At 33.3% G+C, this 12964-nt stretch carries 9 protein-coding genes; 7 read left to right on the top strand and 2 right to left on the bottom strand.

Translation table 11 applies throughout. The annotated features are described in order from the left end of the window. The 3 genes from IU405_RS10750 to IU405_RS10760 are packed head-to-tail and all read left to right on the top strand — an operon-like array spanning position 1 to position 4048. Positions 1 to 1737 carry a DUF885 domain-containing protein gene (locus IU405_RS10750; protein ID WP_197438610.1) on the top strand — a complete coding sequence of 579 codons (1737 nt, stop codon included), beginning with the start codon at positions 1 to 3 and terminating at the stop codon, positions 1735 to 1737. Further along, positions 1730 to 2740 carry a 4-hydroxyproline epimerase gene (locus IU405_RS10755; RefSeq protein ID WP_197438611.1) on the top strand — a complete coding sequence of 337 codons (1011 nt, stop codon included), beginning with the start codon at positions 1730 to 1732 and terminating at the stop codon, positions 2738 to 2740. The genes IU405_RS10750 and IU405_RS10755 overlap by 8 nt, the downstream gene beginning before the upstream one ends. 60 nt (positions 2741 to 2800) lie before the next feature. Then, positions 2801 to 4048 carry an NAD(P)/FAD-dependent oxidoreductase gene (locus tag IU405_RS10760; protein ID WP_197438612.1) on the top strand — a complete coding sequence of 416 codons (1248 nt, stop codon included), beginning with the start codon at positions 2801 to 2803 and terminating at the stop codon, positions 4046 to 4048. Between the two features lie 407 nt (positions 4049 to 4455). Here IU405_RS10760 and IU405_RS10765 read toward each other — a convergent pair whose 3' ends face one another. After that, positions 4456 to 7734, bottom strand: a complete 3279-nt coding sequence (locus IU405_RS10765; RefSeq protein WP_197438613.1) for an amidohydrolase family protein — start codon at positions 7732 to 7734, stop codon at positions 4456 to 4458. 55 nt (positions 7735 to 7789) lie between these two features. After that, positions 7790 to 8569, bottom strand: coding sequence for a peptidoglycan DD-metalloendopeptidase family protein (locus IU405_RS10770; protein ID WP_197438614.1), 780 nt, complete (start codon positions 8567 to 8569; stop codon positions 7790 to 7792). 80 nt (positions 8570 to 8649) lie between these two features. Here IU405_RS10770 and ade point away from each other — a divergent pair, with 80 nt between their 5' ends. The 4 genes from ade (at position 8650) to IU405_RS10790 (ending at position 12963) form a co-directional block, all read left to right on the top strand. Then, positions 8650 to 10272, top strand: coding sequence for an adenine deaminase (gene ade / locus IU405_RS10775; RefSeq protein WP_197438615.1), 1623 nt, complete (start codon positions 8650 to 8652; stop codon positions 10270 to 10272). 35 nt (positions 10273 to 10307) lie between these two features. After that, complete coding sequence (locus IU405_RS10780; RefSeq protein ID WP_197438616.1) at positions 10308 to 10898, top strand: PhnA domain-containing protein; 591 nt, start codon at positions 10308 to 10310, stop codon at positions 10896 to 10898. Positions 10899 to 11048: 150 nt separating this feature from the next. Continuing rightward, on the top strand, positions 11049 to 11420 hold the full coding sequence (locus tag IU405_RS10785) for a BlaI/MecI/CopY family transcriptional regulator (RefSeq protein ID WP_197438617.1): 372 nt from the start codon (positions 11049 to 11051) through the stop codon (positions 11418 to 11420). Next, positions 11413 to 12963 (top strand): M56 family metallopeptidase, encoded by a 1551-nt coding sequence (locus IU405_RS10790; RefSeq protein WP_197438618.1) that lies wholly within the window; start codon positions 11413 to 11415, stop codon positions 12961 to 12963. Before IU405_RS10785 ends, IU405_RS10790 begins: the two co-directional genes overlap by 8 nt. Position 12964 lies beyond the last annotated feature (1 nt).

The following is a 12964-nucleotide window of genomic DNA, read 5'->3' on the forward strand; positions in this document are numbered from 1 at the left end:
ATGAAAAACCTTACAACTTATTTTTTATTCGTTTTTATTATTTTCATTTCCAATGTGAATGCAACTGGAAAATGCGAATCATCAAAAAAACAGCTTGAAAAAATCATCAAATCGTATGAAAAACATGAAGGGTTTGATCGTCAAAAATTTCCTTTAGGTCTTTATACCAAAGAATATTATAAAGCTGAAGCCGATTTTGCAGCTTCACTTTTAAAAGAATTTGAGTGCATTCAATTAGCCGAATTATCGGAAACTGAACAAATTTCTACCAAATTATTGCAATTTGTATTGCAAGATGACATTGATTTTTACAAGTTTGAAAGGTATTTAAATCCACTTTTATCTGATGCTGGTTTTCACAGCAGTTTAAATTATCAAATCAGACCCATCAATAATTTATGGCAAGCAAAATCATATTTGGATAAATTGAATGCTTTGCCAACATTTGTGGATCAACATTTTGTGAATTTAAAAGAAGGATTGCGAAAAGGAGTTTCGCAACCCAAAGTGATTTTTATAGGTTATGAATCTACCTATAATGATCATATTGTGGATGATTATCAAAAAAGTCCTTTTTATCAACCCTTTCAAAAATTGCCTGAAAGTATTTCTGTAAAACAAAAAGATTCAATTTTATTAGCCGCAAAAGAGGCGATTGAGAAAAAAGTTGTGCCACAATTTAAACGGATTAAAGCTTTTTTTGAAACTGAATATTTGCCTAAAACAAGAACTTCTTTAGGTGTTTCACAAACACCAAATGGAGTTGCATATTATCAAAACAGAATCAATTTTTACACCACAAGTACTCAATATTCAGCAGAAGATATTCATCAAATTGGATTGAAAGAAGTTGCAAGAATCAAGGCTGAAATGGAAAAAATCATTGAAGAATTGAAATTTAAAGGAAGTTTTGCTGATTTTTTTCAATTTTTAAGAACTGATCCACAGTTTTTTGCAAAAACTCCAAAAGAAATTTTAATGATTGCAAGAGATATTGCCAAAAGAGTAGATGCTGAGTTGCCCCGTTTTTTCAAAACTTTGCCAAGAAAACCCTATGGGGTTGCACCTGTGCCTGACGCAATTGCGCCAAAATATACAAGTGGACGATATATTGGAACCTCAAAAAATAGTACAGAGCCAGGATATTATTGGGTAAATACCTATGATTTGCCAAGTAGAACTTTGTACACATTACCAGCATTAACGGTGCATGAAGCAGTTCCTGGACATCATTTACAGGGGAGTTTGAACAATGAATTAGGGGATTCCATTCCGCAATTTCGTCGAAATTTATACCTTTCAGCGTATGGTGAAGGTTGGGGATTGTATTCCGAATTTTTAGCAGATGAAATGGGAATTTATACAACACCTTATGAGCAATTTGGAAAATTAACCTACGAAATGTGGCGTGCTTGCAGATTGGTGGTGGACACAGGAATTCATGCAAAAAATTGGACAAGAGAACAAGTTGTCAAATACATGTCCGAAAATACGGCGCTTTCATTGCACGAAATCAATACAGAAACAGACAGGTATATTTCTTGGCCAGGACAAGCGTTATCCTATAAAATGGGAGAAATTAAAATCAGAGAATTGCGCACAAAAGCTGAAAAAGAATTAGGAAACAAGTTCAATATTAGAGATTTTCATGAAGTTATTTTAGAGCAAGGCACTGTTTCTTTGGCTATTTTAGAAGAAAGAATCAATAATTACATACAGAAAGTTAACAATGAGTAAACATATCTTTGTTTGTATAGATGCCCATACTTGCGGAAATCCTGTAAGAGTGATTAAAAGTGGAGGACCTGATTTGGTGGGGAAAACCATGAATGAAAAAAGGCTTCATTTTTTAAAAGAATTCGATTGGATTCGTAGAGGTTTGATGTTCGAACCTAGAGGTCATGATATGATGAGTGGCAGTATTTTGTATCCTCCACACAATCCAGAGAATGATTTTGCTATTTTATTTATTGAAACTTCTGGCTGTTTGCCTATGTGTGGGCATGGAACAATTGGCACCATAACAATTGCTATTGAAGAAGGATTAATTACTCCCAAAATCCCGGGCAAAATAAAAATGGAAGCACCTGCAGGTTTGGTTGAAATAGAGTATGCCATGAAAAAAGATAAAGTGGAATGGGTAAAATTAACCAATGTCAAAAGTTATTTAGCTGCCGAAAATTTAACCATAGATTGCCCTGAATTGGGCGAAATTACCTTTGATGTTTCTTATGGAGGAAATTTTTATGCAATTGTAGATCCTCAGAAAAACTTTTCAGGAATTCAAGATTTTACGGCTTCAAAAATTGTTCAATATTCGCAAATTGTTAGAGAACGCATCAACCAAAAATATCCAAATTGGTTTGTGCATCCTGAAAACGAAAGCATCAAAAATGTGACTCATTTATTGTGGACAGGAACCCCAATTGCTGAAAATTCACACGGAAGAAATGCCGTTTTTTATGGCGACAAAGCCATTGATAGAAGTCCTTGTGGAACAGGAACTTCAGCAAGATTGGCGCAATTATATGCCAAAGGGAAATTGAAAATTGGCGAAAAATTCATCCATGAAAGTTTTATAGGAAGCACTTTTATAGGTTGCGTTGAACAAGAAACTATGATTGGTGGAAAGTTGGCAATCATTCCAAGTATTCAAGGTTGGGCGAAAATTTATGGTCACAATACCATCACAATTGACCCAGAAGATGATCCATATGCCTTTGGATTTAGCGTTATTTAATGAATTAATGTAGCAATGAGAAAATGTAACAATTCAGCAATCAATTAATTAAAATTAAAGATGAGTAAAGAAATCATCATTATAGGAGGTGGAATCATAGGTTTGTCCTCAGCATATTATCTTCAAAAAGAAGGACATCAAGTTACTGTAATTGACCAATCTGATTTTTCAAGTGGTGCTTCTTATGTCAATGCAGGATATATTTCGCCAAGTCATATTGTTTCTTTGGCTGCTCCAGGAATGATTTCAAAAGGGATCAAATGGATGTTCAATCCTGCAAGTCCTTTTTATGTGAAACCGAGATTGGAGACTGATTTTTTAAATTGGGCGTTGGCTTTTAAAAAATCGGCAACTGCTTCAAAAGTTGAAAAATCAATGCCTATTATCAAAGATATTACTGTGTTCAGCAGACAATTGTTTGAGGAAATGTATGCTTCCAAAGAGTTTGATTTTTTTTATGAACACAAAGGGTTGATGATGTATTACAAAACCGAAAAAGCAGGAGAAGAAGAATGGAACGTTGGCAAAAAAGCCATAGAATTGGGATTGAAAGTAGAAAATTTATCAAAAGAAGGCGTTCAGAAAATCGAGAAAAATATTGATGTAAACGTCAAAGGTGCTGTGTATTATCATTCTGATGCGCACATGACCCCCAATGAATTCATGCCGCAATTGAAAAAATACTTAGAGAAAAATGGAGTAGTGATTCATTCCAACAAAATAGTGGAGGATGTTGTTTTTTCAGGTGATAAAATCACTTCAATTCGTGTGAATCAAGAGTATTTTACTGCGGATGAATTCGTCTTTGCCACAGGTTCTTGGACACAGAATTTTGTCAAAAAGCTAGGCTTGAATATTTCAATTCAGGCAGGAAAAGGCTATCGAATTAATGTGGAAAGACCCACCAATATTAGCATTCCAGGAATTTTGATGGAAGCAAAAGTGGCAGTAACGCCCATGAACGGATTTACGCGTTTTGCAGGAACTATGGAAATTGGCGGCATCAATCACCACATCAATCCTGTGCGTGTCAAAGCAATTGCAAACGCTGCTGAAAATTACTATGCTGGTTTGAAAATTAATTCGCAAGAAATTGAAAATGCACAATGTGGTTTGCGACCTTGTTCTCCTGATGGATTGCCTTATGTAGGAAAATCTACCAAATTTAAAAACGCCACTTTTGCTACTGGTCATGCCATGATGGGTTGGAGTTTGGGTCCTGCAACAGGAAAATTGGTGGCAGAAATTATCTCCGATAAAAAAACTTCCTTAGATGTAAGTCCTTTTCATGTGGATCGAAAGTTTTGAAGGTGAGGTTATTTTTGAGTGTTGATTTGGGGATTGATTTTAAATTTGCTATTTAAGTTTAAAACTTTTATAATAAAAAAAGAAGAATTAATACTTTTTAAGAAAATAGATAAATGAAACAATTCCAATTATAAGTTGAATTGTACCCCAAAAAAAATTATGCCACTTATCAAAGTATTTGCCTAAAATCTTTTCTGAAAGGTAAGAAGTAACAGGTAATTCAAAATGAATTGTTTTCTTATTTTTAAATACAGCATAATAAGAATATAATCCATGGATTATTAAAAAGATACTTACAATTAATTCCATAAATAAAATTTTAAAACACAATTAGTATATTTTATAGTTCCTTTAAATTTTACTGCTTAAAGCCTACTGCCTAAAGCCTTCAGCCTTCAGCCAAGAACTTACTCATGACAACTACACGTTGGCGCAATAAATGAGTTGGTGTCAAAATTCAATGGAACTCCTTGGTTGTATCCTTCCTTTTCAAAGTAAAATGGAGACCTTTTTGTGGTGTAATTTCCTATTTCATTCATTGTATTTACATCGTACAAACGTCCATTGATCATGGTATATATCACTGAATTGGAGTTTTTGATATCTTCTAAAGGATTTTTGTCCAAAATGATTAAATCTGCTAATTTTCCTGAAACCAAAGAACCCAATTCATTTCCAACTCCAATATAATTTGCACCATTGATGGTGGCCGCTTTTAGGGCTTCATGATTGGACAAACCTCCTTGTTGCAGCATCCACAATTCCCAATGAGCACCCAAACCTTGCAATTGACCATGGGCACCTAAATTTACTTTTACGCCCAATTTTGCCAAATCAGTCACTGTTTTGGAAGTCAAAATGTGTCCGTTTTCATATTCCTCTTCAGGCACCATTGTTCTGTGTCTTGAACGCGAATCCACCACATATCTTGGAGTGTATTTTAGCAATGTGCTGTTTTCCCAAACATTCATTTTTTGATACCATTCAAATTCGCCATTCATACCTCCATAATTGACAATTAAAGTAGGAGTGTAGCCAGTTTTGCTGTTTTTCCAAAGCGTTAAAACATCTTTATACACAGGATTTACAGGAATATTATGCTCAATTCCTGTGTGACCATCAAAAATCATATTCATGTTTGAAAAGAAATTGGAACCTCCTTCAGGCACCACATTCACACCCAATTCTTTGGCTGCTTGCATGATTTGTTGACGTTGTTCTCTTCTTGGTTGATTGTAACTTTTGATCGATTTTGCGCCAAAAGCTTTCGTTCTTGCAATGGCAAATCTGGCATCCTCAAGATTGTTAATAACAGCTTTGAAATCGCCTTCTGCACCATATAAAATAAATCCTGTTGAAAACAATCTTGGACCCACAGTTTGTCCACTTTTTTGCAATTCTTCTAGCGTAAATGCAGCTGCTGTGTGCACTGAAGGGTCATGAGAAGTGGTCACTCCAAAAGCCAAATTTGCATAAAATTGCCAATGTTTTTTTGTACTCAAACCGTTTCTGAAAGCACCTACATGCGCATGAACATCCACGATTCCAGGCATGATTGTTTTGCCATTCATATCAAAAACTTTTGCATCTGAAGGAATGGTAATTGCACTGGTTTTGCCCACTTTTTCAATTTTATTTCTATGGATGATAATGGTGCCATCTTCGATAATTTTATCACCATCCATCGTAATAATTCGTGCATTTTTAAAAGCAATTCTTCCTTCAGGAATGTCTGATTTTGTGGTTAAATTGATGTCAATTGCAACGTTTTCAATGGCAGATAAGTTTGTTTTTGCAAACGGATTTGTGGTGTTATTTTCAATCGATTTTGAATAATATTTATCTCCTAAAGTCCAAAAAACGGTGCTGTTTTTTTCATTCCAATGCAAGTTGATTCCAGCGTTTTTAGACAAACTTTCTACGTTGAAAGCTTTGGTATTTTCGTCCAAATCGATTTCAGTTCCGTTTAAAAATAAAGGTGCAACATACAATTTGTGCAAGTGAATAAAAGAAATCCATGTATTGTTTTTGCTTGGCACTAATCTGTTGGCTAATTTTGAAGAAACATGACTTCTTTCGTCTTTTCCCTCCAAGTCAACACTGAGTAATTTTTTAGTCAATCCACCAAAAAAAGAACCTCCTGTTTGAAAGAAAATTCTAAAATCATCAGCAGAAAATGAAGGAAATTCTCCTGATTTTGAGACTAATTTTGGGGCTGTTCCATCCAAATTTGCAATGTAAATGCCAGTTTCTTTGGTATAATCAAAACCTTGATCACCATTACCAGCTTCTTTTCTATAAGCGATTTTTGTTCCTGAATTGTTATAAACTGGTGTTCTGTATATTCCTTTTTCTTGGGTGATTTTCTCCAAACCAGTACCATCTAAATTTATTGTATAAATCGCTCCCAAATTTTCATCATTCCAAGTCACAAACAATACCGATTTTCCATCTACAGAAAAACTTGGTTCAGCTTCAAAATCAGGCAAATTGGTAATTTTTGTTGGAATTCCATCAGGCAAATTTTTCTTATAAATGTGCCCCAAAGCAGTAAAAACGATTGTTTTTTCGTCTGGAGAAGTTTGCACATCTTTGATCATTTTCGAAGTAAATTCCTCTTCAAACGCCTTTCTTTGCACTTGATGTGTTTCCGCTAATTTCAAATCTGCGTTCACTTCAAAAGGAATATTTTCAATTTGTTTGGTTTCAATAGTTATTTTATTGATTTTTCCTTGCGCCCAAATCACAATATCTTGGTTATTTGGCATCCATGCAAAGTTTGGATATACCCCAAAAACAGCCCAAGCCTCTTGCTGATCTTTACTCAGATTTTCATAAATCGGAAATTCTTTTCCAGTTTCCAATTCATGAATATACAATACTGATTTTGTTCTCACACGTTTCACAAACGCCAACATTTTTCCGTCTTTTGAAATGACAGGTTTTGCTGCACCTCCAGGACCACCTGTAATTTGAGTGATTTCTCCCGTTTCAAAATTGAATTGTTTGATGACATAAATCTGTTTGTTTGGATCTTTGTTATATTCAAAAGCACCTCCTGGATACATGTCTTCTGCAAAATACAAGTATTTTCCGTCTGACGAAATGGAGGGATCATTCACATCTTGTTGGTCGTTTTTGCGTTTTGTCAATTGCAAACCTGCTGCACCAGAAAGTGGATATTGCCACATTTCGCCTGCACCAACAGAACGTTCAGACGTAAAATGTTTTCTTGCAACCAACGATTTTCCATCTGGAGTCCAAACAGCATTGTTGAGCAATCTGAATTTTTCTTTGGTGATGGATTTCGCATTTTTACCATCAGCAGTCATTACCCAAATATTATCTCCACCTTCTGCATCACTCGTAAATGAGATGTATTTTCCATCTGGACTGAATTTTGGTTGGATTTCATACGCCAAACCAGCTCTTAAAACGGTGGCTTTTCCTCCTGAAATTGGCATCGAATAAATGTCTCCTAACAAATCAAAAACGATGGTTTTCCCATCAGGAGAAACATCTAAATTCATCCAAGTTCCTTCATCAGTACTGAGCTTAAAAGTGTTGAATTTCCAATCCTTATAAGGATTATTTACATTCCATTCAGTTGATTTTTCCTCTTTTTTTTGAGCATTTATGACAAAAGTAACACTTAAAAAAAGTAATGAGATTAGATTTTTATACATGGGTTTTGATATTGAAATTGATGGTTTTAAAAGTACTAATTATTTTCCTGATGTGCTAAAAAGCACTATTTTTTGATGACAATCCTTCCAATTTAAATAACAAATTCGGATTTGGGCAAACATTTTTCCAAAATTCAATTTCACTTTCAAAAGCCACACCTGGAAAATCATTTTGATACTCTAATAAAGTCAACATGATTTGAAAATGCAAATGAGGAACCCAATCTCCATTTTCGTTGGCATCTCCCAATTCCGCAATTTTTTCACCTTTTTTAATCACATCTCCAATGACATTTTTCAAAGCACTTTTTACGGAAAGATGTCCATACAACGAATAAAAATGAAAGTTTTCGAGAGTATGTTTTAAAATCACCAAACCTCCATACCCTTTGTGTTCCAAATCCACAGAAGCACACACAACTTCGCCTTCTATAATGGCATGAATTGGCGTGTTTTTGGGAAGCCAAAAATCAATTCCTAAATGCGTATTTCTTCTATCAAATTCATCGTTTATTTTTCTGACAAACAAAGAAGAGGTGTATAATGCACGTTTTTCTAAATAACCACCTGCAATGATTTTATCAGGATTTTCAGCTTGTAGTTTTTCTATTTTTTCTTCAAAAAAAGGCAAGTTGTTAAACTCTTCCTCACCACCAATCCAAGTGCTATTGATGCTGACATCCAAAGGGCAAATGGCTGTTTTATGAATGGTTGGAAATAATTCAATCAAAGAAAAATGTTGTGTTTTTGCCCATTTTTCAAATTTATTTTCATTCGGATGTTTTAAAAATCCGTAGTTGTTTTTAATAGCGATGAAATTTTCCTGTTGTTCCATAAAGTAAAAATAAGATAAAGTTGAGAATTCGCACAACAACCCTCTTTTATAATTTGTAAATTTGTGAAAATTCAGTACAAATGATTATCAAAGGAATTATTGTTGACATTCAAAATCGGACACAATTTAAAGGAGAAATTGAGGTTGAAAATGGAAAAATTAGGGACATTCGACCATCAAATCATACCATTGAAAACTATATTCTACCAGGTTTTGTGGATGCGCATATTCACATAGAAAGTTCGATGTTGGTTCCGTCAGAATTTGCAAAAATCGCTGTAACACATGGCACAGTTGCCACAGTTTCTGACCCGCATGAAATTGCCAATGTTTTGGGCGTAAAAGGTGTAGAATTTATGATTGAAAATGGCAAAAAAGTACCTTTTAAATTCAATTTTGGCGCTCCAAGTTGTGTGCCTGCCACTACTTTTGAAAGTGCAGGAGCAGTAATTGATTCAGAAGATATCAAAAAAATGATGGAAAACCCGGACATCAAATATTTGGCAGAAATGATGAATTATCCTGGAGTTTTGTTTGATGATGAAGAAGTTTTGGCAAAAATTAATCACGCCAAAAAGAATCAAAAACCCATTGATGGTCACGCACCAGGTTTGAGAGGTGAAAAAATCACAAAATATATTGCAGCAGGAATTTCTACAGATCATGAATGTTTTACGTTTGAAGAAGCTTTTGAGAAATTGCAAAAAGGCATGAAAGTGTTGATTAGAGAGGGAAGTGCTGCTAAAAACTTTGATGCTTTGATTGATTTATTGCCTGAACATTTCGAAAATATGATGTTTTGTTCCGATGACAAACATCCAGATGATTTGTTGTTAGGGCATATCAATCAGTTGTGTCAAAGAGCTGTTAAGAAAGGAATTGACGTTTATAAAGTATTGCAAGCGGCTTGTATAAATCCCTTAAAACACTATAATTTAGACGTTGGTTTGTTGCAAAAAGGAGTTGCAGCTGATTTTATTTTGGTCAATAATTTGACTGATTTCAATGTTTTAGAAACGTATATTGACGGAAAATTGGTGGCGAAAAACGGAACTTCTTTTATTGAATCGGTTGCTATTGAGATTGTAAACAATTTCAATGTTGATTTTAAAAAAGTGTCAGATTTTGAATTTCATTCAGCTTCTGAAAAAATCAGAGTCATTGAAGCGTTGGATGGTGAATTGGTTACCAATGAAATTGAATCTGATTCTTTGATTGTAGATGGCAATTTGGTTTCAAATATTAACGCAGATATTTTGAAAATGACCGTTGTAAATCGTTATCAAAATTCAACACCATCAATTGCTTTTATCAAAAATTTCGGATTAAAAGAAGGTGCTATTGCAAGTTCAGTGGGGCATGATTCTCATAATATTATTGCAGTTGGAGTTTCAGACGAGGCTATTTGTAGGGCTGTAAATCTCATTATTCAGCAAAAAGGGGGAGTTTGTGCGGTAAATATCTCTGAAGAAAAAATACTGCCATTACCAATTGCAGGAATTATGTCAGAAAAATCTGCTCAAGAAACTGGAAAATCGTACGCAGAAATTGACAAAATGGCTAAAGAAATGGGCAGCACTTTGAGAGCGCCTTTTATGACCTTGTCTTTCATGGCGTTGTTGGTAATTCCGTCTTTAAAATTATCAGACAAAGGCTTATTTGATGGAACTTCTTTTCAATTTACATCGTTAGAAATTAAATAAAAAGAAGCAGTACATTTGCCAAAAATCAATCAAAAATGAGTTTATTAGAAGACCTAAAAAAAAGAAGTGGCAATCAATGTGAATTTTGCACATCAACAGAAAATTTACAGATTTATGAAGTGAAACCCGTTTCAAATGGAGGTTTTGATGGAAGTGTTTTGGCTTGTGAAACTTGTGTGACTCAAATTGATAACGTTATTGAAACTGACGCAAATCATTGGCGTTGTTTGAACGATTCTATGTGGAGTGAATTTTCGCCAGTAAAAGTGGTGGCTTGGAGAATGTTGCATCGCTTGAAAAAAGAAGGTTGGTCTAAAGATTTGCTAGAAATGATGTACTTGGATGAATCAGAATTGGCTTTTGCACAACTTTCAGGTGAACATTTGGAAGAAGGAGAAAAAATCATTCATAGAGATTGCAATGGCGTCATTTTAGAATCTGGAGATTCTGTAGTGTTGATTAAAGATTTGAAAGTCAAGGGTTCAAGTATGGTTGCCAAACAAGGAACAGCCGTTCGTAGAATTTCTTTAGACCATGAAAATGCCAAATATATTGAAGGAAAAGTAAACGGAACTCAAATTGTGATCATCACAGATTATGTGAAAAAAATGAGTGAAAAGGAGTAAATAAAAACATTTTTTCAATCTTAGAAAAACACCAATAGAATTTTATACAATTCCTCTTGGTGTTTTTTTTTGATATTTTTAACTAAAAAATTAGTTCAAACTAATATTTTAGTTATATTTGTCACTATAAATGAAATAAGTAGTTGAAAAATGGACAAGCAATTGACTAAAGCAGAAGAGCAAATTATGCAGGTTTTATGGGTTTTAGAGGAAGCCACAGTAAAAGAAGTAATTGAACAATTACCAAATCCAAAACCCGCATATAATACTGTTTCCACAATTATTAGAATACTAGAAACCAAAGAATTTTTGAGCCACAAAGCCATTGGAAGAGGTTTTGTATATTATCCAATTATCGATAAAGAAACGTACACAAAACAAAGTTTGCACAAATTGATGAATGGTTATTTTGAAGGCTCATTTAAAAGTTTGGTGTCTTTTTTTGTCAAAGAAAATAACATGAATGTGAAAGAATTAGAATCTATTTTGAAAGAAGTAACTAAAAATAAAAGCGATGATTAATTATATTTTACAGGTTGTTTTATACCAAGTATTGTTTTTAGCCATTTATGATTTTTACCTAAGTAAAGAGACATTTTTCACTAAAAACAGGTGGTATTTAGTATTCACGCCCATACTTTCTTTTTTAATTCCGTTGATAAAAATTCCGAGTTTTCAAAAAACGGTTTCACAAGAATTTATGGTGGTTTTACCAGAAATCGTTTTATCGCCCGAAAAAACAATTCAACGAAACTTTTCAGAAACTACCTTGGATGTTTCTATAAATTATGTCAGCCTGTTTTTTTGGATGGGAGTTGTCCTTTTTTCAGTATTATTTTTAATAAAATTAGTTCGAATTTTTATGCTCATCAAAAAGCATGAAACCATTCAACATGCTGAGTTTACGCTGATTTTTATTCCAAATCAAGCAACTGCTTTTTCGTTTTTTAATTACATTTTTTTAGGAAAAGACATTCCAAAAGATCAACACGAAAAAATCATTCAACACGAAAAAGTACATAGCCAGCAAAAACATTCTATGGATTTATTGTTGTTTGAAATTTTAAAAATTGTCATGTGGTTTAATCCAATGATTTATGTATATCAAAAACGAATTTCATTGGTTCATGAATACATTTCTGATGCTATTGTAGCAAAATCCGATACCAAAGAACTGTATATCAATAATTTATTGTCTTGCTTGTTTCAGGTTGAAAATATTTCATTTATCAATCAATTTCACAAACCTTCTTATTTAAAAAAACGAATTCTTATGATGACAAAAAAGCAATCCCACAAAATAAATCAACTGAAATATTTGGTGTTGGTTCCTGTATTATTGAGCATGCTTTTTTATAGTGCTTGTAATGAAAGATCAATTGACAATGAAGTTTCGTCAAAAAAACAATTACAAACCAAATATAGAAATAGCTTTGGTAAATTAGTAAGTTTTGAAGGTTATGAAGAAACCTATTTAGACGATTATATGGGAGATACACTTCCAAAAGAAGTAAAAGAAATTTCTTTTCATGATTTAACTTCGAATGAAAAAGAAGAGTTTAATAATTATTTAAAAAGAGAAAAAGAATATTATAAAAACAGACCAGAAATTTTAAAAAATATACATTATAAATTTTTTAAAATGCCTACAGGTAGAAATGCTTATGGAACTATAGAAAAGGGCATGAATTTTTTGGGGAAGAATAAAAAAAGTAATGAGTCTAATGACATTTCGTTCCTAAAAATAGATAAAGCACCTACTTTTCCTGGTTGTGATGATGGTGATAAAGAATGTTTTTCAAAAAATATAAAAAAACATTTTGACTCTAATTTTATAATTCAAAATTATCCAGAATTAGAATCAGGAAAGAAAAGAGTATTTGTTGGTTTTAAAATTGATATTGAAGGAAATATTCAAGATATTGTAGTAAAAGCTCCTCACGAAAATATTGAAAAAGAAGTAATAAGAGTAATAAGTTCGCTTCCAAAAATGACTCCTGGAGAACATGAGGGTAAAAAGGTAGCTGTAAAATATTCAATCCCATTTGTTGTAAATGTACTTTAAA

It is taken from the genome of Polaribacter sp. BAL334 (assembly GCF_015767435.1).
GTDB lineage: Bacteria > Bacteroidota > Bacteroidia > Flavobacteriales > Flavobacteriaceae > Polaribacter.